21 protein-coding genes are annotated in these 23,773 nt (G+C 67.5%); 14 read left to right on the top strand and 7 right to left on the bottom strand.

Translation table 11 applies throughout. The annotated features are described in order from the left end of the window. Positions 1-16: 16 nt before the first annotated feature. Both ACZ5PO_RS23325 and ACZ5PO_RS23320 read left to right on the top strand, forming a co-directional pair. Positions 17-370, top strand: a complete 354-nt coding sequence (locus ACZ5PO_RS23325) for a toxin-antitoxin system TumE family protein (RefSeq protein WP_464184243.1) — start codon at positions 17-19, stop codon at positions 368-370. Next, positions 367-744: an HVO_A0114 family putative DNA-binding protein gene (locus ACZ5PO_RS23320; protein ID WP_464184242.1), complete on the top strand. Its 378-nt coding sequence runs from the start codon at positions 367-369 to the stop codon at positions 742-744. Before ACZ5PO_RS23325 ends, ACZ5PO_RS23320 begins: the two co-directional genes overlap by 4 nt. On the opposite strand, the gene ACZ5PO_RS23315 is transcribed toward ACZ5PO_RS23320, so the two are convergent. Together ACZ5PO_RS23315 and ACZ5PO_RS23310 are read right to left on the bottom strand one after the other, a co-directional pair. After that, a complete protein-coding gene (locus ACZ5PO_RS23315; protein ID WP_464184241.1) occupies positions 741-1,472 on the bottom strand; it encodes an ABC transporter ATP-binding protein in 732 nt (243 codons plus the stop codon). The genes ACZ5PO_RS23320 and ACZ5PO_RS23315 overlap by 4 nt on opposite strands. A gap of 99 nt (positions 1,473-1,571) precedes the next feature. Continuing rightward, positions 1,572-2,177, bottom strand: coding sequence for a cupin domain-containing protein (locus tag ACZ5PO_RS23310; protein ID WP_464184240.1), 606 nt, complete (start codon positions 2,175-2,177; stop codon positions 1,572-1,574). A 204-nt stretch (positions 2,178-2,381) separates the two neighbouring features. On the opposite strand from ACZ5PO_RS23310, the gene ACZ5PO_RS23305 reads away from it, so the two are divergent. Genes ACZ5PO_RS23305 through ACZ5PO_RS23290 form a run of 4 tightly spaced genes read left to right on the top strand, consistent with a single transcriptional unit; the run spans position 2,382 to position 6,380 of the window. Next, positions 2,382-3,578 carry an ABC transporter substrate-binding protein gene (locus tag ACZ5PO_RS23305; protein WP_464184239.1) on the top strand — a complete coding sequence of 399 codons (1,197 nt, stop codon included), beginning with the start codon at positions 2,382-2,384 and terminating at the stop codon, positions 3,576-3,578. After that, positions 3,575-4,345, top strand: coding sequence for an ABC transporter ATP-binding protein (locus ACZ5PO_RS23300; RefSeq protein ID WP_464184238.1), 771 nt, complete (start codon positions 3,575-3,577; stop codon positions 4,343-4,345). The genes ACZ5PO_RS23305 and ACZ5PO_RS23300 overlap by 4 nt, the downstream gene beginning before the upstream one ends. Before the next feature lie 24 nt (positions 4,346-4,369). Beyond that, positions 4,370-5,272 carry a branched-chain amino acid ABC transporter permease gene (locus tag ACZ5PO_RS23295; RefSeq protein WP_464184237.1) on the top strand — a complete coding sequence of 301 codons (903 nt, stop codon included), beginning with the start codon at positions 4,370-4,372 and terminating at the stop codon, positions 5,270-5,272. A gap of 10 nt (positions 5,273-5,282) precedes the next feature. After that, positions 5,283-6,380 (top strand): branched-chain amino acid ABC transporter permease, encoded by a 1,098-nt coding sequence (locus ACZ5PO_RS23290; protein WP_464184236.1) that lies wholly within the window; start codon positions 5,283-5,285, stop codon positions 6,378-6,380. A gap of 9 nt (positions 6,381-6,389) precedes the next feature. Here the strand turns inward: ACZ5PO_RS23290 and ACZ5PO_RS23285 are convergent, their stop codons facing one another. The 5 genes from ACZ5PO_RS23285 to ACZ5PO_RS23265 form a co-directional block, all read right to left on the bottom strand. After that, positions 6,390-7,223, bottom strand: a complete 834-nt coding sequence (locus ACZ5PO_RS23285; protein WP_464184235.1) for an enoyl-CoA hydratase/isomerase family protein — start codon at positions 7,221-7,223, stop codon at positions 6,390-6,392. 11 nt (positions 7,224-7,234) lie between these two features. Next, positions 7,235-7,660 (bottom strand): VOC family protein, encoded by a 426-nt coding sequence (locus tag ACZ5PO_RS23280; RefSeq protein WP_464184234.1) that lies wholly within the window; start codon positions 7,658-7,660, stop codon positions 7,235-7,237. A gap of 85 nt (positions 7,661-7,745) precedes the next feature. Continuing rightward, positions 7,746-9,353, bottom strand: coding sequence for an AMP-binding protein (locus ACZ5PO_RS23275; protein ID WP_464184233.1), 1,608 nt, complete (start codon positions 9,351-9,353; stop codon positions 7,746-7,748). 46 nt (positions 9,354-9,399) lie between these two features. Next, positions 9,400-12,687, bottom strand: a complete 3,288-nt coding sequence (locus ACZ5PO_RS23270) for an acetyl-CoA carboxylase family protein (RefSeq protein ID WP_464184232.1) — start codon at positions 12,685-12,687, stop codon at positions 9,400-9,402. A 72-nt stretch (positions 12,688-12,759) separates the two neighbouring features. Then, positions 12,760-13,980, bottom strand: a complete 1,221-nt coding sequence (locus ACZ5PO_RS23265) for an ABC transporter substrate-binding protein (protein WP_464184231.1) — start codon at positions 13,978-13,980, stop codon at positions 12,760-12,762. Positions 13,981-14,159: 179 nt separating this feature from the next. Here ACZ5PO_RS23265 and ACZ5PO_RS23260 point away from each other — a divergent pair, with 179 nt between their 5' ends. The 8 genes from ACZ5PO_RS23260 (at position 14,160) to ACZ5PO_RS23225 (ending at position 23,707) form a co-directional block, all read left to right on the top strand. Further along, positions 14,160-14,855: a TetR/AcrR family transcriptional regulator gene (locus tag ACZ5PO_RS23260; protein WP_464184230.1), complete on the top strand. Its 696-nt coding sequence runs from the start codon at positions 14,160-14,162 to the stop codon at positions 14,853-14,855. An 869-nt stretch (positions 14,856-15,724) separates the two neighbouring features. Then, a complete protein-coding gene (locus tag ACZ5PO_RS23255; RefSeq protein WP_464184229.1) occupies positions 15,725-17,032 on the top strand; it encodes a transporter substrate-binding domain-containing protein in 1,308 nt (435 codons plus the stop codon). Between the two features lie 102 nt (positions 17,033-17,134). Further along, positions 17,135-18,010 carry an urea ABC transporter permease subunit UrtB gene (gene urtB / locus ACZ5PO_RS23250; RefSeq protein WP_464184228.1) on the top strand — a complete coding sequence of 292 codons (876 nt, stop codon included), beginning with the start codon at positions 17,135-17,137 and terminating at the stop codon, positions 18,008-18,010. 17 nt (positions 18,011-18,027) lie between these two features. Next, positions 18,028-19,131: an urea ABC transporter permease subunit UrtC gene (gene urtC, locus ACZ5PO_RS23245; protein ID WP_464184227.1), complete on the top strand. Its 1,104-nt coding sequence runs from the start codon at positions 18,028-18,030 to the stop codon at positions 19,129-19,131. A 1-nt stretch (position 19,132) separates the two neighbouring features. Continuing rightward, positions 19,133-19,876 carry an urea ABC transporter ATP-binding protein UrtD gene (gene urtD, locus ACZ5PO_RS23240; protein WP_464184226.1) on the top strand — a complete coding sequence of 248 codons (744 nt, stop codon included), beginning with the start codon at positions 19,133-19,135 and terminating at the stop codon, positions 19,874-19,876. Between the two features lie 3 nt (positions 19,877-19,879). Beyond that, positions 19,880-20,578: an urea ABC transporter ATP-binding subunit UrtE gene (urtE, locus tag ACZ5PO_RS23235; protein ID WP_464184225.1), complete on the top strand. Its 699-nt coding sequence runs from the start codon at positions 19,880-19,882 to the stop codon at positions 20,576-20,578. A gap of 59 nt (positions 20,579-20,637) precedes the next feature. After that, complete coding sequence (locus ACZ5PO_RS23230; protein WP_464184224.1) at positions 20,638-21,078, top strand: N,N-dimethylformamidase, small subunit; 441 nt, start codon at positions 20,638-20,640, stop codon at positions 21,076-21,078. Positions 21,079-21,322: 244 nt separating this feature from the next. Then, positions 21,323-23,707: a N,N-dimethylformamidase beta subunit family domain-containing protein gene (locus tag ACZ5PO_RS23225; RefSeq protein WP_464184223.1), complete on the top strand. Its 2,385-nt coding sequence runs from the start codon at positions 21,323-21,325 to the stop codon at positions 23,705-23,707. The last annotated feature ends 66 nt before the right edge of the window (positions 23,708-23,773 follow it).

The raw sequence follows: 23,773 nt of genomic DNA, 5'->3' as shown, positions 1-23,773 counted from the left end.
ATAACCATGTATCTTGATGGCGTCGCGTGACCCTGTGCTCGATGTGCTTCTCGACCTCGACGGGCAAGTCCTCGTCGTGGACCCCAAGGGCGGCCATTGGGTTCGGTTTGTGGTGACGCGAGTGCCGGCGTCGCTGGAAAAGCCCCACGGCATCGACTACTCGCTCACTCTGCATGGGCCCGATGGCGAGCGGCTGGTCGGGTTCGACAACGCCCATCCGGTCGCGCGGCAGAAGCGCGGCCAACCCCAGGACCACCACCACCGGCTGCGGAGCATCCGGCCCTATGAGTACCGGGATGCGGCGACCTTGCTTGCCGACTTCTGGCAGAGTGTGGATGCGGTGTTGCGCGAGAGAGGAGTAATCCCATGACCACCTTGAAGGTTGGCATCGCGAGCTACGAGGAGATGAAGGCACGCACGATAGCGGTGGCGCGTGGTGAGCGCCGCGTCTCGCCCAACGAGCCGAAGGTCTGGTTCACCTCGACGGAATCGTTCGCCAAGGTTCTGTCGGCCGGTAACCGCGAGCTGCTGTACGTCATCGCCGAGCGGGCGCCCGGTTCACTCGACGAACTGGCGCGGATCACCGGTAAGGCCAAATCCAACCTCTCCCGTACACTGCGGACCATGGAAGGCTACGGCCTCGTCCGCCTCGAACGCGGCGAGCGCGGCCGTGTCATGCCCAAGGTGATGCACGACCGCGTGGAACTGGACCTGCCGCTCAAGCTTTCGCGCAAGGCAAGCTAGACCATGGCCGCGTGCCCCGCCTCGAAGCCGAAATAGGCTGCGTCGAGGGCGGCATCGGAGGTGATGTCCTCCCCGGCCAGGACGGCGACAAACCGTCCGTTGCGCAGGACATGCGCCCGCGTGGCGATGTCGGCGATCCGGGCGGTGCTCTGCTCGACGACGATCATCGCCAGCTCTCCCTGATCCCGCAGTTCGCGCAGCACCTCGTAGACCCGATCGACCACGAGCGGGGCGAGGCCCAGCGAGGGCTCGTCGATCATGATCAGCTTGGGGCGGGACATCAGTGCGCGGGCGATCGCCAGCATCTGCTGCTCCCCGCCCGACAGCTTGCCGGCGGGCGAGCGGAAGCGCTCGCGCAAGATCGGAAAGCGGTCCAGCGCGGCCTCGAGGTCAGCCGCGACGCTGCCGTCGTCTCGCCGGACCGTCGCTCCGAGCCGAAGATTTTCGTCCACCGTGAGCGAGCCGAAGATCCGGCGTCCCTCCGGCACCAGCGAAACGCCGAGGCGCGAAACCTTCTCCGGGCCGAGCCCGGCCACGTCGCGGCCGTCCCACAGGATGCGCCCGCGGCGGGGCTTGAACAGGCCCGCGATATTGCTGACCAGCGTCGTCTTGCCGGCACCGTTCGGTCCCACCACGCAGATGCATTCGCCCGGCGCGACGGACAGGCATGCCTCTCTCACGACGGTGAACGGCCCATAGCCGCATTCAAGATCGTCGACGCGTAGCATGGTCGCGCCCCTCATCGCTTCAGGCGGACGGCGCCCACGCCCCGACCGGATTGCGAGCATGGTCGCGACTTGCACAAAATTCAAGTACTTTCACGCGCGTCACAGCGACGGCGGCGTGTTCACCCATATGACTTCCGCCGGCACGCTGCCGGGATTGGTGAAGCCGTGCGGCTGGTTGGACGGGAAGAAGAACGAATCGCCCTCTTTCAGCCGGTAGGTGGTGCCGGAGACGGTCAGCAGAAGCTCGCCCTTGCGTATGAACCCGACCTCTTCGCCCTCGTGCTGGCGCAGCCCGTCGCTGCTGCCGCCCGGCTGGACCCGGATCAGGAAGGCCTCGAGCAGGGTGCTGGCGCCAAGCGGGATCATCACCTCGGCTTCGGTGCCGTCCGAACGCACGCCGCCGAAGGCGATCTCCTGGATGACCGGCCGCTGATGAGGCTCCATGACGATATCGGGCCGGCCGGGATTCTCGTTCATCAGCGCTGCGACCGAGGTGCCGAGGACCTTGGCGATGCGGTGCAGCGTGTTCAGGGACGGCGTCGCCTTGTTGGTCTCGATCTTGGAGATCAGGCTTTCCGAATAGCCCGACCGTTCGGCAACGTCCTTCAATCTCAGGTTCTTGACCCGACGCGCGTGACGCAGCTGCGTCCCCAAGCGGATCGGAGCCTCGTCGATCGCACGCACCTCGTCACCCGACGTCGTCACGTCTCTGCCTCTCTCGCCGCCGCGCCAACCAGAGATGGAACTATACCAGATCAAGCGGCAGCGCACTTTCCTCGTGATCGATTCATAGTCACATTGATCACTATCTGTACACTAATTCAAGTTGTTGACTAATGTGAATTTGCTGTAGCTTCCTCGCCGGCGGCTCGGCTCGTTTCGGCCGGCTCAATAGCGGGGAATGTGCAGATGAGGACATTGAAGTCAGGATTGCTGGCCGTCGCCGCCGTGGCCGCATGGGCCGGCGCGCCCCGCGCCGAGGAGCCGATCCGCATCGGGTTTGCGATCGCCCAAAGCGGTTGGATGAACGCCTATGACGGCCCGCCCCTGAAGGCCGCGCTGCTGAAGATCGAGGAAATCAACGCCGCCGGCGGCCTGCTCGGCCGCAAGATCGAATACACCATCGCCGATACCAAGACCGAGCGTGAGCAGTCGGCGAAGGCCGGCGCCGAGCTCGTGCAGAAGGGCGTCGACCTGCTCGTCATTTCCGCCGACTACGACTTCGGCGCTCCCGCCGGCCTCGCCGCCCAGCGTGCCGGCGTCCCGGCCATCAGCCTCGGCGCCGCCGATCCCAAGATGGGCGTCCAGGGCGTCGGCAACCTCGTCTTCACGGCGAACGGCGCCGCCCAGGTCGAGGGCATCGACATGGCCGAATGGGGCTTCAGGAAGAAGGGCATCCGCCGCCCCTACGTGCTGGAGGACCAGTCGATCGAATACTCGAAGTCGGGTTGCGCCGGCTTCCGCTCCGCCTGGAAGAAGCTCTCGCCCGACCAGCCGATCGCCGGCTCCGACGTCTTCAAGAACGACGATCCGTCGATCGCCGCGCAGATCACCCGCATCAAGGCGACCTCGCCCGCGCCCGACGCCATCTACATGTGCAGCTTCACCCCGGGCGGCGCCAGCGTCATCCGCCAGCTGCGCGCGGCGGGGATCGAGGCGCCGATCCTCGCCAATGTCGGCATGACTGACGATTACTGGCTCGGCGCCGTGCCGAACCTCAACAATTTCTACGTGCCGACGTTCATGTCGATCTTCGGTGACGATCCCCGGCCGGAGCTCAAGGCGTTCCTCGACACCTTCACCAGGAAGTACGGCGCGCGGCCTGAATCCGCCTATGCGGTGCTCGGCTACAGCCTTATCGAGCAGTGGTCGACGGCAGTCGCACGCGCCAAGACGACCAAGGCGGCAGCCGTCGTCGCCGAGCTCGAAAAATTCAAGGACGAGCCCCTGACCGTCGGCCCGACCTCGTATTCGAAAGACCTGCACATCCAGGTCAACCGCCCTCTGCTGGTGATGGAGGTGCAGAACGGCAAGCACAAGTCGCTCGAGGTGTGGCGCAACGAGATCATCCCCTCCCCGCAGCTCCTGTTCCGCGTCGGCGAATGACCGCGGCATTGTCGCTGATCGGCGCCTCGGAGGGCGAAGATGCGCTCGAAGCCCGCGATGTCGTCGTCAAGTTCGGCGGCGTCGTCGCGCTGCGCAACGTCAACCTCGCCATCAGGCGGCGAGAGGTATTCGGGCTGATCGGTCCGAACGGCGCCGGCAAGAGCACGCTGGTCAACGTGCTGAGCGGCTTCCAGCCGCCGAGCGACGGCGAGGCCCTGGTCAACGGCCGCAGCCTCCGGGGCTGGAGGCCGCATCAGGTGGCGCGCGCCGGCGTCACGCGCACCTTTCAGGCCGCGCGCGTCTTCCCCTCGCTCACGGCACTCGATAACGTCTGCGTCGCCGCGCTGAGCGCCGGCCTGTCGCTGCCCGAAGCGCGTCGGCGCGCCGTCGAGGCGCTCGCCTGGATCGGCTGCGCGGAGGCGGCCGACAAGCCCGGCAGCGCGATCAGCTACGGCGACCAGCGTCGCGTCGCCATGGCGCGGGCCCTCGTGTCGAGGCCGGCGTTCGTGCTGCTCGACGAACCGGCGGCCGGCATGAACGCCGACGAGTGCGAGGCCTTGGTCCGGCTGATTGCCGGGATGCCGGAGCGCTGGGGCTGCGGCGTGCTGCTCATCGAGCACAACATGACCGTGGTGATGCGCGCCTGCACCCGCATCCTGGTGCTCGATGGCGGCCGCCCGATCGCCGAGGGCACTCCCAAGGCCATCCAGGCCAACGCAGACGTCCGCCGCGCCTATCTCGGCACCCGCGCCGCCGTGGCCGCGTGAGGCGGCGACGGAGATCCCGGAGCCATGCAGGTCTTCATCGACGCCGCCAGCACCGGCAGCCTCTATGCGCTGGTGGCCCTCGCCATCGGTCTCGTCTTCGGCGTCATGCGCCTCATCAACTTCGCGCAGGGCGACTACATCACGATCGGCGCCTATGCGCTCATCGTGCCCTCTGCCGCCGCGACGCCGACCCTGTTCATCGGCGCCTGGCCGGTGGCCCTGGCGGTGGCCTCGGTGGGGCTCATCGTCGTGCTGGTGGCGCTGGCGACCGAGCGCGTCGCCTTCCGCCCGCTGCGCCAGGCCGATCCATCGACCTTGATGATCTCGTCCTTCGCGCTGAGCTTCCTGTTCCAGCAGACCACCATGCTCGTCTACAACAGCCGGCCGAAGTCGGTGGATTTCGGCTCGGGCCTGGCGGCCGCCATCGCCGTCGGCGACCTGCGGGTGCCCGGCATCCAGCTGGTCACCATGGCGACCGCGATCGTCTGCGGCCTGGCGCTCGTCCTGTTCCTGCGGCGCACCTCGCTCGGCGTCGAGATGCGGGCCGCCGCCGAGGACTTCGGCATGGCTCAGCTGCTCGGCGTGCGGGCGAACCGGGTGATCGCGCTCGCCTTCGCGATCAGCGGCGCGTTGGGGGCCGCCGCCGCGCTGCTGCTCGTCGTGCAGACCGGCGTCCTCGACTATCGCATGGGCATGATGCCGGTGATCTACGGCTTCTTCGCCACGGTGATCGGCGGCATGGGCAGCCTCGCCGGCGCGGCGCTCGGCGGCTTCCTCGTCGGTGCCGCGAGCCAGCTCCTCCAGGCCTGGCTGCCGGCCGACCTCCGGCCGTTCCGCGACGCCTTCGTGTTCGGCCTCGTCATCCTGATCCTGGTGGTGCGGCCGGAGGGCATCGCGCGCTCCCGCGCGGCCCGCGAGCGCGTGTGAGGTTGCGTCGATGTCCCTGCGTCCCGTGCTGCCCGCCATCGCCGCCGCCGGCCCGGCCGTCAGCCTGATGCTCATGCTGGGCCTGGCGACCTTCGCCCTGTCGCTCACCGGCTCACTGGCGCTCGAACGGACGGTCGTGGAGGCGCTGATCAAGATCGTCGCAGTGGTGGGGCTCTACATCTTTATCGGCAACTCCGGGATCATGTCCTTCGGGCACGTCGCCTTCATGGCCATCGGCGCCTATGCCGCGGCCTGGCAGACCTGCTGCCCCATGCTGAAGCCCATCGTGATGTCCGGCCTTCCCGACCTGCTGCTGCAGAACACCGTGCCGGACTTTCCGGCGAGCCTCGCCTCGGGCGCGCTCGCCGCCGCCGTGGCGCTGGTCGCCGGCCTGGTCATCCTGCGGCTCAACGGCATTGCCGCCAGCATCGCGAGCTTCGCGCTGCTGTTCATCGTCAACGTCGTCTATTCGAACGCCGACCGCTACACCCAGGGCGTCGGCTCGATCGTCGGCCTGCCGAGCTATGTGACGCCGGTGATCGGCTACGCCTGGGCCTGCGCTACGATCGCCGTCGCCTTCCTCTACCAGACCTCGCGCTTCGGCCTCGCCTTGCGCGCCAGCCGGGAGGACGAACCGGCGGCGAAGGCGGCCGGCGTCAACGTCTACCTCCAGCGGCTCATCGCCTTCGTGCTCAGCGCCGCCTTCCTCGGCATCGCCGGCGCGCTGCATGGCAGCCTGCTCGGCACCATCTCCGTCGATACCTTCTTCCTCGACATGACGTTCATGCTGATCGCCATGCTGGTGATCGGCGGGATGCGCTCGCTCTCCGGCGCGATGCTTGGAGTGGTGGTGATATCGGCGGTGGTCGAGATCTTCCGGCGGCTGCAGGGTGGCGTCACCCTCGGCGGCGTCGAGCTCGGCCTGCCCGCCGGCGCGCAGGGGGTGGCGCTGGCCTTGTTCATGCTGAGCATGCTCATCTTCCGCCGCGGTGGCCTGGTCGGCGACCGCGAAGTCGACTGGATCGGGCCGGCGCTACGGCGGCTCCGTTCGTTGCGCCGGGCGCGCGCCGTCGCTCCGCCCATGGGCCACGAGACCACACACCGTTGAGCGCCCGCCCTACCGCCCTTTGAACCGCGGCGGCCGTTTCTCTCGGAAGGCTTGCGTCGCCTCGCGCACGTCCTCGGCCGGATTCGCGATCATCACGGCCATCTGCGCGTCGCCCAGCGAAGCCTGGTAGGTTTGATCCAGCGCGCGCATCATCATCATCTTGGTGAGGCGCATGGCGAGCGGCGCCTTGCCGGCCAGGGCCTCGCAGAACGCGAGCGTCCGCCCCTCCAGGTCGTCGGGCACGATCTCGGTGACGAGGCCCAGGCGATAGGCCGTCTCCACGTCGTAGATCTCGTGCAGCAGCGACATCTTGAGGGCCTTGTCGTAGCCCATGACGTGCGGGAACAGCCAGGCTCCGCCCTCGTCGGGCAGCAGGCCGAAGCGGTTGCTCGTGTCGCCCAGCTTGGCGCCGGGGCCAGCGAATCGAAAGTCGCAGCCGAGCGCCAGCGCCAGGCCGCCGGCCACGGCGTAGCCCTGGATCATGGCGACGGACGGCTTGTCGATGCGGCGCAGCTCGGCCACCACCGGCTGCATGCCGTCGCGCATCTCGCGCCCCATGCCCATTGGTGCGCTCGCGACGCGTTGACGGTGCTCGGGCTCGCTGTCGCCGATGTCGCCGCCGGTGCAGAAGGCACGGTCGCCGGCGCCGGCAAGGACGAGCGCGCGCAGGTCGTCGTCGTCGCGGTAGAGCGTCACGGCGCGCTGCAGCTCCTGGGTCATCTCGAAGGTGTAGGCGTTCATCGCCTTGGGGCGGTTCAGCGTGATGCGCGCCACATGCGGACGCGGCACGTCGCAGATCAGCGTCTTGAATACGGTGTTCCCGAACGCGGTCGAAACGGACATGGCTGGCCCCCTCAGCGCCGGATCGACAGGAGCTCGATCTCGCGCCCTTCCGGGTCGAGCACGAAGGCGGCCCGCATGGGCCCGGTGTCGAACGGCGTCCGGTGCGCCTTCGCCCCCGCAGCAACTGCATGGGCGTAGGCCGCATCGACGTCGCGCACGTAGAGGCCGAGCGGCCCGTGCGCATCGCCCACGGTGACGGGCTTGCGGTCGTGCGGGCCGTAGAGGATGAGCGAGAAGCCGTTGTCGTCGCCGGCCCGGCGCAGCACGAGCTCGGTCGCATCGGCGAGCTCGATGGTCTGCGCCACTTCGAAGCCGAAGATGCGCTGGTAGAAGGCGGCCATGGCCGCCAAGTCCTCGACGACGAACTTGACGAAGCCGAAACGGAATGACGGACCCTTGGCCGTCTCCTGGCGCGCTGACGCAACGGCATCGGTCATCGGCGGTCCTCCCTGATCGCGTTGTTCTACCGCGATCAGAGTAACCGCCGCGCCCGGCCTCGCAAGCCGCGGCGCCGGAGGGCCGCTATGCGCTCGTCAGCCGCTCGCGCTTGATGACGATGCCCGCCTTGTCTCGGTCCCAGGTGTCGTCGGTCACACCGGCGGTGCGGATCAGATGCTTCTGCACCTTCTGGGTCGGCGTCTTGGGCAGGTCCTCGAGGACGCGGACGAAGCGCGGCACCATGAAGTGGGCCATGCGCGGCTGCAGGAAGGCGATCAGCTCGGTGGGATCGAGCGCGGCGCCCTCCGCCAGCGACACGGCGACGAGCACCTCGTCTTCCGAAACCTCGCTCTTGACGGCGACCGCGGCCGCCTCGCGCACCGCCGGGTGGGCGCACACCTCCGCCTCGACCTCGAAGGAGGAGATGTTCTCGCCACGCCGCCGGATGGCGTCCTTCATGCGGTCGACGAAGAAGAAGTTGCCCGCCTCGTCGCGCCTGAAGCCGTCCCCGGTGTGGAACCAGCCGTTGCGCCAGGCCTCGGCCGTGGCCGCGGGGTTCTTGTAGTAGCCGTGATTCATGGCCCACGGGCGGTCGGTGCGGACGATCAGCTCGCCGACCTCGCCCGGCGCCACCTCGCAGTCGTTGGCGTCGACGACGCGGGCTTCCACGCCCGGTCGCGGACGGCCGCACGAGCCGACCAGCGTCGGCCCCACCTCCGAAACGAGCGGGCAGGACACCTCGGTCATGTTGAAGACGGTGATGACGTCGACACCGAATCTGTGGCCGAAGCCGATGGCGTCTTCGTCGAGGGGCAGCGCCGTGACCCAGCGCAGCGACCGCGTCTGCTCGGCCGGCGGATCGGGCCGCTTCATCAGGAAGCCGCCCATCACCCCGAGCAGGATGACGGTGGTGGTTTCGGTGCGCTGCACGACCTCCCAGAAGCGGTCGGTACTGAAGCTCTCGACCAGGGCAATGGAGCCGCCGCGGGCCAGCATGAGATAGATCGGGATGGTGCCGCCGGCGTGGAACAGCGGCAGCGTCACCATGTGCCGGTCGTTGACGGTGGCCAGCGGGAAGCCTTCGCCCGAGGAATAGAGGTGCAGGTAGGACGACAGCACGGCCTTCGACGGGCCGGTGGTGCCCGACGTGTAGATGATGCAGCCGGAGTCCCATGGCTCGATCGGCCGCTCCGGCTCGGCCACGTCGCCGGCCGCCTCATCGAGCATGGTGGCCGCGTGCAGGCGCACCCCGTCGAGCCGCTGGCCCTTGTCGTGCAGCAGGATGACGTCGGCGAGACGCGCCCGGTCCACGTCGGCGAGGCGCCCCACCAGGTCGCCGTGCACGATGCCGAAGGCGGCGTCCGACAGCGCCACCACGTGCTCCAGCACCCGGCCGCGATAGGCCGTGTTCAGGGGCACGTAGACGGCGCCGATATAGTTGATGGCGAACCAGATCTTGAGGCAGTCCGGGCCGTTGGGCAGCCAGACCAGCACATGGTCGCCCTGCTTCACGCCGAGATCCTGAAGCGCCCGGGCGGCCGTGCGCACGCGCTGACGCAGCTCCGCATAGGTCCAGGCCGCACCGTCCTCGAACACGACGAACGGCTTGTCGGGGGCCTGGCCGGCACGCGCGTCCAGCAGGTAGCGCAGCACGCAGTCGTCCCTTGGCGGCACGCGCGGATCGAGCGGCATTCGTTGTCCTCCCCTTGGCTCAGCGGGTTTGCCCGCGCTCGTGCGATCAGATCGGCGAGATCGGCCGGAACCGGGCCGGCACGCCATTGTCCCGGCGGGCCGGCACGCGGTCCAGCGTCTCGATCAGACGGGCTCGCGTGGTGCGCGGATCGATGATGTCGTCGATGCCGAAACCTTGCGCGGCTTGCAGCGGCCCGATGCGGCTGCGGATATCGTCGATGATCTCCTGCCGGCGGGCGGCCGGATCCGGCGCCGCCTCGTAGGCGCGGCGGTAGGCGACGTCGACCGAACCCTCCACCGACATGGCGCAGATCTCCGCCGTCGGCCAGGCCAGCGCGGCATCGGCATCGAAGCTGCGGCCGCCGCCCATGGCGACATAGCCCAGGCCATAGCCCTTGCGCAGCACCACCGACAGGCGCGGCACCGTGGCCTGCCCGAGTTCGAAGATCAGCTTGGCGCTGCGCTTGCCCAGTGTCGTGCGCTCCGCGTCGGAGCCGATCGAGAAGCCGGGCACGTCGATCAGGTAGATGAGCGGCAGGCCGAAGGCGTCGCACATGCCGACGAAGTGCGCGGCCTTCTCGCAGGCGGGCGAGTCGAGCATGCCGCCCAGCACCGCCGCCTGGTTGGCGATGAAGCCCACCGGCCGGCCGCGCAGCCGCCCCAGCGCCGTGACGATGTTGCCGGCGAAGGTCGGCTTCAGCTCCATCACGCTGTCGGCGTCGGCGAGCCGCTCGACGATGCGGCGCACGTCGTAGCTGCGCCGCGAGTTGGCGGGGATGATGCCGAGCAGATCCTCCGCTCGCGCTTGCTCCGCGGCCGGATCGTCCACGTACGGCACGGTGGGCGCTGCGCCCCGGGCGTTGTCCGGCAGATAGGAGAGGAAGCGCCGCAGCGCGGCGATGGCCTCCTCTTCGCTGGCGACGCCGAGATCGGCGAGGCCGTGGCGATCGACCTGGGCCTCGGCGCCGCCGAGGGCCTGGACCGCGATGTCTTCGCCGGTGCCGGCCTTGACCAGGGCGGGGCCGGCGAGGCCCATGGTCGACTTGCCGCGCACCATGACGATCAGGTCCGCCAGCCCGGAAAAGTTGGTGTTGGCGGCGAAGCCCGCGCCGAGCACGGCGGAGACCACCGGCACCCAGCCGGACAGGCGGGCGAGATCGTGGAAGGTGGGCGAGCCGTGGGCGTAGTGGCGCGAGCTCTGGCCGTCCTGAATGCGATGGCCGCCGCCGTCGAGCAGCATGACGAGAGGGCGGCCGCTTTTCAGGGCGACGGCGATGCCCCGGTCCATCTTGGCGGTGCCGAGATGGCCGGCGCTGCCGCCGAGCACGCTGAAATCCTGGGCGACGACGACCACCGGACGGCCGGCGACGCGGGCGGTGCCGACCACGACACCGTCGCCGGGCGCCTCCTCGCCGAGCCCCTCGGCCAGCGCCAGGCCGCCGATCTCGGTGAACGAGCCGGCGTCGGCGAGCAGAGCGACGCGCTGTCGCGCCGATAGGGAATCGCGCTTGCCGAGCCGCGCCATCGCATCGGGACGCTGCTCGTCGAGCGTCCGGGCCCGCGCCGTCTCGATCTCGGCGAGGGCGTCGCTGGCGGCGGCCAGCGCCTCCGCCCCGACGACCGCCGCGGTCGCCGCCGCCTCGCCCGGCCGGATGAGCAGCAGCGCGGCCTGGCTTTGAACCGTGTCGCCCGGCGCGACCAGGATGCGCTCGACGGTGCCGGAGCAGCCCGCCACGATCGCATGCTCCATCTTCATGGCCTCGACCACGGCGACCGTCTGGCCGGCGCCGACGCCGTCGCCCTCCGCCACCTCGACGGCGACGACGCGCCCGCGCATGGGCGACCGCGCGGCGTCCGCTCCATCGACGCCGAGCTGCTCCTCGGCCGCCCGCGGCCCCTGCCCTGCCGCGGCCCGCGGCGCATGGAAGGACGGATGGGCGGACGAGCCCTCGATCAGCTCGGCGGCAGTCCGCTCGACGAAGCGGGTGTCGGCCCGGCCGGCCCGGAAGTCGTCGTGGCGCAGGATCGCCTGTAGCAGCGGGATCGAGGTGGCGATGCCGGTCACCTCGAACTCGCACAGGGCGCGATAGGCCTTGGCCACCGCCTGGTCGAAGCCGCCGCTACGGGCGTGGACGACGAGCTTGGCCAGCAGCGCGTCGAAGCCCGGGTGAATCTCGTAGCCTGGATAGCCAAACGTCTCGACGCGCACGCCCGCGCCACCCGGCGGAGCGAAGGCGGCGAGAATGCCGCCCGACGGCAGCGTCGTGCCGTCGGCACGCAGAGTCTCCATGTTGATGCGTAGCTGCATGGCATGGCCGCGCACGGGCGGCGGCTCGGCGAGGCCGAGCTCCGCCAGCGTCGTCCCTGCGGCGAGCGCCATTTGCAGGTGCACCAGGTCGACACCGGTGACCTCCTCGGTCACCGTGTGCTCCACCTGCAGCCGCGGATTCATCTCGATGAACACGTGGCGCCCGGTGGCGCGCCCCTCGCCGTCCACCTCGACCAGGAACTCGACGGTGCCGATGCCGACGTAGCCGGCGGCCTTGGCCAGGCGAACCGCGTCCCGACACAGGGCGGCGCGCAGGGCCGGCTCCAGCCAGGGGCTCGGCGCGAGCTCGACCAGCTTCTGGTGCCGGCGCTGCACGCTGCACTCGCGCTCATGCAGGTGGATGACGTAGCCGGAGGCATCGCCGGCGACCTGCACCTCGATGTGGCGAGCCCGGCCGATCAGCTCCTCGGCGTAGACGTCGGCGCGGCCGAAGGCGGCCTGCGCCTCGGAGGCGCAACGCTCCCAGGCAGCCGCCAGCTCGGCGGGGTCGTGGACGACGCGCATGCCGCGGCCGCCGCCGCCGGCGACCGCCTTGATCATGATCGGCGTCCCCGCCGGCAGCGCCGCCATGAACGACCGGATGGCCTCGCGGCTCGCCGGCGCGTCGGTGCTGCGCGCCACCGGCACGTCGCTGCGCCGGGCGAGGGCCAGCGCCTGCGCCTTGTCGCCGAAGAGCTCGAGCGCCTCCGGCGACGGGCCGATGAAGGTCAGTCCGGCCGCCGCGCAGGCGCGCGCGAAATCGGCGCTCTCGCTGAGGAAGCCGTAGCCGGGATGAACGGCGTCGCAGCCGGCCGCAACCGCGGCGGCCACCAGAGCCGGCCCATCCAGGTAGGCCGCAGCGCCGGCGCCCGGCAGGGTCACCGCCGCGTCGGCCTTCGCCATGTGCAGGGACGCGCGGTCGTCCTCGGGCGCCACGGCGACGGCGCCGATGCCGAGCTCACCGCAGGCCCGCGCGACGCGGATCGCCACCTCACCCCGGTTGGCGATGAGAACCTTCTTCAGCATGGGCCCACTCTTGATGACTGTCCTGCCGGCCCCCCCTCGGCGACCGACGCATTGCCCGCGACGCGGATGGGGTCAGCGCTTGGCGAGACGCGGGCACTCGCTCTCCGCGGCCGGCCGGAATCCGTCCTTGCCCGGGATCGTGGCGACGACGGTCAGGTAGTCGGAATCGTACTTGGACTGGTCCGGCGCCTTCACCTCGGCGAAATACATGTCGCGGAGCAGCCGGCCGTCGTCGCGAATGGCGGCGTCCTTGGTCATGAAGTCGTTGACCGGCAACGCCTTCAGCGCCGCGATGACCGCCTTGGTGTCCTTGCTGCCGGCCTTCTGCACCGCCTTGAGGTAGTGCAGCACGCTGGAATAGACGGTGGCCTGCACGTCGGTCGGCTTGCGCTTGTGGATGGCCTCGAAGCGCTTGGCGAAAGCACGGGTCTCGTCGGACTGATCCCAGTAATAGTCGAGGACCACGGGCGCCCCCTGCACCATGTCGAGGCCCATGCCCTTGATGTCCATGGTGGTGAGGAACAGCGGCGCCACCTTCTGAGTCAGGCCGAACTCGCGCGACTGCTTCAGGATGTTCTGCATGTCGGCGCCGCCGGTCGCCAGGGCGATCACCTGGGCGCCGGACGCCTGCGCCTGCAGCAGGATCGAGGCGAAGTCCTTGGTACCGAGCGGATAGCGGATCTTGCCGACGACCTTGCCGCCGTTCTTGGCGACGACCTTCATGGCGTCCTGCTCGAGGTTATGGCCCGAGGCATAATCGATGGTGATGAAGTACCAGCTCTCCGCGCCCGGCTTGCGCATGATGCCGGTGATGTTGGAATTGGCCAGCGAGTAGCTGTCGTAGCCCCAGACGAAGCCGTGCTCGGAGCAGCGCTTGCCGGTCAGGTCGATGTTGTTGGCGCCGGAGAAGAAGACGAGCTTGTTCTTCTCCTCGGCCAGGATCTGTATGGGCAGCGCCAGGCCGGAGTTCAGCACGTCGAAGATCGCGTCGACGCCCTCCGCATCGAACCATTGGCGCGCGATGCCCAGGCCGATGTCGGGCTTGTTCTGATGGTCCGCCGACACCAGCTCGATCGGACGGCCGAGGAGCGAGCCGCCCACATCGTCGATGGCCATCTGGGCGGCGACGACCGACCCCTGGCCGCCGAAGTCGGCGAAGATCGAGGCCTTGTCGGTGATGACGCCGACCTTGACCGGGCCCGCCGCGGCGCTCTGAGCGTACGCCAGGTCGCTGCCCACGGCCGCAAGCAACAGCGCCACGCCCCCTGCCATCATTGCCCCGAACCGCCTCATGTCGTTCCTCCCACTGGCTTTTTTCACGCTCACCGCGGCCATCGCCAAGCGGTCGTGGACATAATTGCGTGATCTAATAATTTTTTCAAGCCAATCTATTAATTTGACACCGACGGCGCGCACAGGCTTCTTGTGACGCGGAGAGCGATGTGTCGGGCGACCGCAACAGCAGATCGACAATGCGTGGTGCGCAGCTGGGGGAGCCCAAGACGGCCAAGCCGGCGGGGCGGCCGCGCGGGCGGCCGCCGAAGGACCTGGGCGCGGTCGACAGCTCGCGCGACAAGTTGCTCGATGTCGCCATCGATCTCTTCGCCGCCTACGGCTACGATCCGGTGAGCACCGTCGCCGTCGCCGACGCCGCCGGCCTGACGCAATCCATGGTGCACTATCATTTCGGCACCAAGGAGCAGCTCTGGAAATCCGCCATCGAACGGCTGATGCGCCGGCGTGGGCGTTTCTTCCCCGTGTCGCGGCTGGAGTTCGCCGATATCGGCCCGGTCGACCGGCTGCGCATCCTCATTCGCCGCCTGGTCGAGGCCAACGCGGCCGAGCCCAACTACGCCCGCATCCTCATGCACGAGGCGATGGCGGGCACGCCGCGGCTCGACTGGCTGATGGAGCGCTTCGTCGGCCCGGGCTTCGCCGCCTTCGACGAAGCCGTGCGCGACGCCCTGGCGGCCCGCCTGATCCGCCCCCTGCCGGCCCACGACATCACCAACATCGTGACCTCGGCCGCCTCGCTCACGTTGAGCATCGGCGCCGTCACTCAATGGGTCTACGGCCTCGATGTGGCGGACGAGGCGCAGGTGCGCTCGTTCAGCGACAGTATCGTCACCATCCTGCTGAACGGCCTGTTGCCGCCGCCTCAAGACTAAAGCCTATCACGGCCGACGCGCACCGCCGCTGCGGACGGAGCGCCGCGCCTGCTCCTCACGGCGGGCCTTCGTTCGGCGCCGACCCATTGGGCACTTCCGACCCCGCGAGGCGGAACCAGGAAACACAAAAGCAGGAATAGCGGAGCGGCCTCAAGACAGTGGGACCGCATGAGGCAGACGAGCCTCGCTCGAAAGCATCCCGCCCAAAGCCGTTGCGTATTTAACCACTCGGTGGGCCGGAAAATCGTGACCGACACATGGCGGAATCGACCAAGTGCTTAAAATCGGGTCTTTCTCCCAAATCGTGAGCATCTGGATCAAATTACTTACAAGTGTCGCGCCCTTAGGCATCGCGGCGGCTGTTTAAAATTTCGCCTTGACCCTAAAGTGTACATAGGAAAGGTTATTTCCTGACGGGAAACGAAACGGTCCCTGCCGCTCCCGGGGTAGCGGTCCTTATCAAGGTGTCATCCGTCGACACCCGGATAGGGGCCCGGCGCACCGAGCACCTAGACCGCGGAACAGCGATCGATGCCTCGTCGGGAGCACGCGCTCGAGCAGGCTGCACATAGAGTTGGGCGAATACCCGCGCGAGAGCTTGGCCGCTGTCGAGCCGAATGCAGCTCGGGCGGCTGCGCGGTCATGGCACGACGGTCGGCGAGCCGAATGCTCGCCGACTGAGGGGAATGTTGCGCGGGTAGACACAAGAATGCGCGCTGATCCGTCATGCTCTGCTGCTCGACAGAGACTATCGTGGATCAGGCAGCAGTTTCTCGCCGATGCAGGACAATGAACATCCATTGCGGCCGCTGTCGATGTTCGACATCGGCCGCACGCCGACCGGACAATAGCTCATCGGAGTCACATACATGAAGGTTTCACGTCGCGGGTTCATCAAGTCGACTGTGGTTGCCGCAGGCGCCGTCGCGGCTCCGCACGTCTGGCTGCCGGTCTCTTCGGAAGCCTGGGGCGCCACCCTGAAGAAGGGGGAGCCGATCAAGGTCGGCCTGCTGTTCTCGCTGACGGGCTCCCTGGCTGTGCCCGAAGAAGATTCCACCCTGGTCATGCAGTACGCCATCGACGAGATCAACAAGGCGGGCGGCGTCGCCGGCAGCCCGATCGTGCCGATCATCGTCGATGCGAAGTCTGATTTCGCGGTCTACTCCGAGAAGGCGAAGGAGCTGATCCTGCGCGACAAGGTCATCGCGCTGTTCGGCTGCTACACCTCGGCGAGCCGCAAGGCCATCCTGCCGACGGTCATGGCCAACAACCACCTGCTGTACTATCCGACCTGCTACGAGGGGGCGGAATGCACGCAGAACACGATCTGCACCGGCCCGCTCGCCAACCAGCACTCGAAGGACCTCATTCCCTTCATGGTGCAGAACTTCGGCAAGAAGGTCTTCTTCGTCGGCTCCAACTACGTCTGGCCGAAGGAGTCGAACAAGAACGCCAAAGTCTGGCTGCAACAGGCCGGCGGCGAGCTGCTCGGCGAGGAGTACATCCCGCTCGGCAGCTCGGAGTTCGGGCCCGTGCTCAACAAGATCCGCGACGCCAAGCCGAACTTCATCTTCTCCACCGTCGTCGGCGCCTCCGATATCGCCTTCCACAAGCAGTTCAAGCAGGAGGGCTTCAAGGTCGACTCCATGCCGATCGCCTCGCTGACCACCGGCGAGATCGAGACCCGCGCCATGGGCAACGAGTTCGGCGCCGGCCACTTCCTGTCGGCTCCCTACTTCCAGGGCCTCGACAACCCCACCAACAAGAAGTTCGTGGAGAGCTTCCTGGCCAGCAAGTACGGCAAGAACGGCGTCACCCACTACAACATGGAGGAGACCTACACCTCCGCCTACGTCTTCAAGTACGGCCTCGAAGCGGCAGCGGCCAAGGTCGGCATCGAGAACGTGACGCCCCGCGCCATCCGCGACAACAGCGGCGGCATCAAGGTGGGTCCCGACGTCTCGCCGGAAGGGCTCATCTGGATCGACGAGCAGAACTTCAACTGCTGGCTGGTGCCCAAGATCGGCCAGTGCCAGGCGGACGGCAGCTTCAAGATCGTCAAGCAGGCGGCCGAGCACGTGGCGCCGGACCCCTACTCGATCTACCCCAATCTGGGCAAGTGCACGAAGGACGGCCTGCAGGCCGCCGACGGCAAGATCCGCAAGAACGTGATCTGACCGCGTCGGACAACAGACGATGCGCCCGTCGCGGGCGCATCGTTCGACCAACGAGATAGAATTATACTATTTTAACTTGAGGGCGGCTCGGCCGTGGGCAGCTTGGATTTCAATTCCCTTATCAACGCACTCGTGCTCGGCCTGAGCATCGCGAGCATCTGGCTCCTCGCCGCCATCGGGCTCACCATCATCTACGGTGTCGTCGGGGTCATCAACATGGCCCACGGCGAGTTCATCATGCTCGGCGCCTATAGCTCCTACCTGCTGCAAAGCTATTTCGGGCTGCCGTTCCTGCTGTGCATCCCCGCCTCGTTCGTCGTGGTCGCCGTGGTCGGGCTGGTGATCGAGCGCGGGCTGATCCGCTATCTCTACAACCGGCCGCTCGATACGCTGCTGGCGACCTGGGGCGTCTCCATCGTGCTGATGCAGGCCGTCCGCCTCATCTTCGGCAGCGATCCCAAGTATCTGGCCGTGCCGGCCATCTTCAGCAGCAACCTGCAAATCGGCTTCATCAACCTGTCGGTGTTCCGCATCGTCGTGATGCTGGTCACCGCGCTGGTCGTGGCTGCCACCTGGTTCCTGTTCTACCGCACCCGCTTCGGCATGCAGGTCAGGGCCGTGACGCAGAACAAGGAGATGGCGGCGTCGTTCGGCATCAACGCGTCCCGCGTCTACATGCTGACCTTCGCGCTGGGCGCCGGGCTCGCCGGCGTCGCCGGCTCGCTGTTCGGCGTGCTCAACATCGTGCTGCCGACGATGGGCACCGCCTACGTGGTGCAAGCCTTCCTCGTCGTGGTGACGGGCGGCGGCACGCTCCTCGGCAGCGTCTTCGCCGGCGGCCTGACGGGTGAGCTGCAATCGATCTTCGCCGCCCTGACCAACGACACCTTCGCCCGCTTCCTGCTGTTCATGCTGATCGTCGTCTTCCTCTGGTTCCGCCCGCAAGGCCTGTTTGCGCCGCGCTCGGTTCGACGTTGAGCGGGAGAGCATCGGAGATGAACCTCTATCACAACAAGCTGGCTCAGTGGGCTGCCTACGGCGTCTTCTTCCTGATCATCGCCGCGGTCCCTCTGTTCGTCAGCGACGGCTTCCTGCTGAACCAGCTCGGAACCTACGGCGTCTATGGTCTGCTCGCCCTGTCCATCAGCCTGTGCTGGGGCTTCGGCGGCATCCTCAACCTGGGACAGGGCATCGCTTTCGGCCTGGCGGCCTACGGCATGGCCATGACCATGCAGATGCAGGCGCAGGATCCGGAGTCCAACCCGATCCCGCCGTTCATGCTCAACAACAGCCTCGAGCATCTGCCGGCGCTCTGGGAGCCGTTCTGGAACACCGGCCTCGGGATCACCCTCGCCCTGGTCGTGCCGACGCTGTTCTACGTGATCTTCGGCAACCTGATGTTCCGGGCGCGGGTGTCCGGTCCGTTCTTCGCCATCATGTCGCTCGCCATGCTGAGCGCGCTCTTCACCATCATCCTCGACATGCAGCCCTACACCAACGGCGCCAACGGCATCACGCCGCCGCAGCCGCTGACGGTGCTGGGCACGGCGCTCGATCCCTACGGCCCGACGACGTACTGGCTGGTGTGCGGCCTGCTCATCGCGCTGACCATCGGCGCCAAGCTGCTGACCCAGAGCAAATTCGGCCTGCTGGTCCAGGCGGTGCGTGGCGACGCCGAGCGGGTGCGCTTCCTGGGCTACAACGTGGCGGCCTACGAGACGGCGATCTACGCCCTCTCCGGCTTCATCGCGGCGGTCGCCGGCTGCTGCTGGGTGATCCTGGTGCAGTACGTCTCCCCGGCCCAGCTCGACGTCAGCTTCAGTGTCACCATGGTCATCTGGGCCGGCATCGGCGGCCGGCTGTCGCTGCTCGGCTCCATGCTCGGTGCCTTCATCATCCAGGGCGGCCAGAGCTATCTCGGCGACGCCCTGCTCAGCACCTGGCTGCTCGGCCTTGGCGCCTTCTTCATCATCGTCGTCCGCTTCCTGCCCAAGGGCCTGGCGGGACTGCTCGAGATGGGCCTGGGCGCGCTGTCGTCCGGCCGCCGGGCCAAGCAGCTCGAGCCCGCGGATCGGGCCAACGCAATGGCGGGAGAGTGACGTGGCAGGCCTGCTGGAGATCAAAGACCTGCACAAGAGCTTCGACGGCACGCCGGTGATCAACGGCTTCAGCCTGGAGGTCACGGAGATGACCGTCTGCTGCGTCGTCGGCCCGAACGGCGCCGGCAAGACCACCACCATGGACCTCATCACCGGCCGCCAGAAGCCCACCTCCGGCACCATCCGCTTCGCCGAGGAGGACATCACCGGCCTCGGCGAGCACGAGATCGCGCGGCGCGGCATCGGCCGCAAGTTCCAGGTGCCCGCGGTGTTCCGCGAGCTCTCGGTGCGGCAAAATCTGGAGGTCGCCTACAGCAAGCGAACGAACGCGCTCAAGAACATGTTCGTGTTCGGCGATGCTGCCATGAGGCGCAAGCTCGACGAGATCGCCGCCCTCGCCAACCTGTCCGACCGGCTGGAGGTCGAGGCCGGCACGCTGTCGCACGGCGAGACCCAGTGGCTGGAGATCAGCATGGTGCTGATGCAGAACCCGCGGGTGCTGCTGCTCGACGAGCCGGTGGCCGGCCTGACGGAGGGCGAGATCATGAAGACCGCCCGGCTGATCAAGCAGCTCAAGGAAACCAACACTCTGATCGTGGTCGAGCACGACATGGGCTTCGTGCGCGAGATCGCCGACGTCGTCACGGTCATGCATATGGGCACCCTGCTGGCGCAGGGCTCGATCAGCGAGATCGAGGCCAACGAGCGCGTCCGCGAAGTCTATCTCGGCAGTGAGGAGCACTGAGACATGGTGCTCGCCCTCGACAACATCGCCTCCTACTACGGCAAGACGCCGATCCTGTGGAACATCTCGTTCGACGTGCCCAAGGGCGCCTGCCTCGCGGTGCTCGGCCGCAACGGCGTCGGCAAGACGACGCTGATGCGGACGATCATGGGGCTGACCGACCGCTCCACCGGCTCGATCCGCATCGACGACGCGGATCTGAGCGGGGCGCCCACCCACATCCGGGCGACCTACGGCATCGGCTACATCCCGCAGGGCCGGCAGATCCTCGGCAAGTTCACGGTGCGCGAGAACATCCTGCTCGGCACCTTCGCCAGGAAGGACGGCAAGGAGGACATCCCAGAGCTCTGCCTCAAGCTGTTTCCATATCTGGCGGAGAACCTGAACCGGCGGGCCGGTCTCCTGTCCGGCGGCCAGCAACAGCAGCTCGCCATCGCGCGCGCCCTCGCCACCGGCCCCCAGATCCTGCTGCTGGACGAGCCCACCGAAGGCATCCAGCCCAATATCGTGCACGAGATCGGGCAGACCCTGCGCATGCTCAACAAGGAGCTCGGCATCACGCTGATCCTCACCGAGCAGCACATCAAGGTGGCCCGTGCCCTGAGCGACTTCTTCATCATTCTCGACAACGGCCGCATCGTTGCCCGCGGACCGATCGCCGACATGAGCGACGAGCTGATCGAGAAGCACCTGACGATCTGACGACCGCAGGCGGCCGGCCGCGGCCGCCGCGGTGCCGCAACCCAAAGGAGGAAAGGCAGATGATCTCGATTCCCAAGCCCGGCACGCCGGAGCGACAGCGCCTGATCGACGCGCACAAGCGGTGCGTGGAATCGATGAAGGGCGTCGCCGGCTTCTCCGTGCTCGAATGCCAGACGCCCGGCGACACCACGGTCGTCACCGGCGGCGTGCACGAGGACTACCTGCTGCGCCGGGTGCTGCTGCGCATGCGCGGCGAGTCGCCCGCCGGCAAGCTCATCGTGATCTGCGTCAAGCCGGATGCGGAATGGCGGATCGGGCGCCTGTCGGGCATCCGCGGCGTGCCGCCGGAATTCGTGGGCGACAAGATCTACACGGACGAACAGGAGATCCAGCACGACATCTTCCTGATGCGTCTCGACGAGCTGCCGGAGACCGCCGGTAATCCGGAAGACTACAACATGGGCTGGAAGCGCCGGAGCGACAACTGGCCCGTCACTTAGTCCAAGAAGCAAGACAACTTGCGTAACTATTATTCCGCGCCAAGTCGTTGTGTCGATATGATCGGACAATGACGTAGAGCACGATCGCAATTCGCGACAGACGCAGGTGTCCGCAGACCACGGAGCCTGATCGCGCAACGAACTATTTCGAATACCTTCGACTGCGGGAGCCCTCGAACCCGGAGAACGGGACCGGCTGCCCGCCGACCTGACAACACCCTGGAGGGGAAAGGCCATGTGCGCCATGCGCTTGACCGGATATGCCGACAAGTTCGGAGTACATCCCGGCGACACTATCAAGTTCTACGTCAACACCGACGGCCCGAGCGAGTACAAGGCCGAGCTGGTGCAGATGATCAACGGCGACACCAATCCGCGCGGCCCGGGGCTCATCGAGAAGCCGCTCGCCGCCGACATCAACAAGACCTATCCCGGGCGCAAGCAGGTCGTGCACGGCGGCTCCTACGGCTATGTGCCGAGCTCAAAGGCGCTCAACGTCGACAGCTTCACGCTGCAATGCTGGATCTGGCCGACGACGCCCAAGACCCACCCGCGCTACTGGAAGCACGGGGCGCAGGGCCTCGTCACCAAATGGTGCGACGGCAAGGGCTACGGCCTCTTCATCAACGAGGAGGGCTGCGTCGAGGCCCGCATCAACGAGCACAAGATCACCATGGCGCTGCCGCTGCGCGACCATGCCTGGCACTTCCTGGCGGTGACCTTCGACGCCGCCACCGGCGACGTCGTGCTCTACCATGAGCCGCAGATCCAGTATGCGCTGGATCCGGTGATCGAGCCCATCACGACCAACATCCAGACCGTGCTCAAGCCGGAGCCGATCCCGCTCGCCATTGCCGCCTACGTCGACACCCTGGACGGCGGGCCACTGGCCAAATCCTCGCGGCCGGCGGGCATCGTCTTCACCGGCAAGTACAACGGCAAGATCGACAGCCCGCGCCTGTGCAAGAAGGCGCTGTCGCGCTTCGAGATCGAGACGATGAAGCTCGGCGCTCAGCCCGGCCTGACCGAACGGCGCAACTGCGGCCCGACGGATGCCCTCTCCGAGGTCATCGTCGGCTCCTGGGACTTCTCGGCCGGCATCAACACCGTCGTGGCGAAGGACCTGGGGCCCTACGGGCTCGATGCGCCGTTGGTCAACTGCCCGACCCGGGGCATGACCGGCTACAACTGGAGCGGCCAGAACTTCGACTGGAAGCACGCGCCCAAGGAATACGGCGCCATCCATTTCCACGACGACGACGTGGACGACGCGCGCTGGGACGTGGATTTCGCCTGGACCGTTCCGGCCGACTTCAAGAGCAAGTTCTACGCGATCAAGCTGACCACCACGGAGGGTGACGAGGACTACATCCCGTTCTGGGTGGTGCCTCGCGTCGGCGAGGAGCAGTCCAAGATCGCCTTCATGGTGCCGACGATCAGCTACATGGCCTATGCCAACGAGCACGTGGCCTGCAATGCCGGCGGCGCCGAGCTGTTCGTCTACCGCGTGCCGATCATGCAGCAGCAGAACATGTTCCTGGCCGAGCACCGGGAGTACGGCGGCTCCATCTACGACACCCACACGGACGGCAGCGGCATCTGCCTGTCGTCGCGGCTGCGCCCGATCCTCAGCATCCGGCCCAAGTACGACCACTTCCTGGCGCAGGCGCCATGGCAATACCCGGCCGACCTGCACCTGATCTACTGGCTCGAGACCATGGGCTACGACTACGACGTCATCACCGACGAGGACGTCACCTACGACGGCGTCGCCCGCCTCGAGAACTACAACGTCATCATCACCGGCTCGCATCCCGAGCACAATTCGGGCCCGCAGCTCGACGCCCTGCACAACTACACCCAGCGCGGCGGCCGGCTCATGTATATGGGCGCCGACGGCTGGTACTGGGTGCACTCCTACCATCCGGCCTACGACGGCTCCGGCCGCGGCGTCATCACCGAGATGCGCCGCTGCGAGTCCGGCATCCGCACCTGGCGTGCCGACCCAGGCGAGTACTACCACCAGGGCACCGGCGAGCTCGGCGGCATGTGGCGCTACCGGGGCCGCTACCTGCACTCGGTGGCCGGCGTCGGCATGTCGTCGGAAGGGTTCGACATTTCGAGCTACTTCACGCGCACGGCGGAGAGCAACAACCCGCGCGTCAGCTGGGCCTTCGAGGGCATCGGCTACGACGAGAAGCTCGGCAACTTCGGGCTCGTCGGCGGCGGTGCCGCGGGCCTCGAGCTCGACATCGTCGACACCATGCTGGGCTCCCCGCCCCACACGCTGGCGGTGGCGACCTCGGCCGGGCGGCACACCGAGGCCTACCTCCTGGTCATGGAGGACTTCGGCTTCAACCAGCAGGGCCTCGACGGCACCGTGCATCCGCGCGTGCGCGGCGACATCGCCTACCACGAGACCCCCAACGGCGGCGCCTGCTTCTCGTTCAGCTCCATCGCCTATTGCGGGTCGCTGCCCTGGAACAACTGCGACAACAACATCTCGCGCCTGACCAAGAACGTGCTCGACCGTTTCGCCAAGGACGGACCGCTGCCGCCGCCGCCGGCGAGCGCGATTCACTACCGGGGCCGCGCCGACTACGAGTCGCCCGCGCTCGAAACCGCCTGAGGCTGGAAAGGGCCATGGCCGCCTCGGCCATGGCCCACGGCCCCTGCCCCGAGACACGAACACGGT

This window comes from Chelatococcus sp. KU-N122 (genome assembly GCF_055391085.1).
This window is presented reverse-complemented; position numbering and strand designations above follow the sequence as displayed.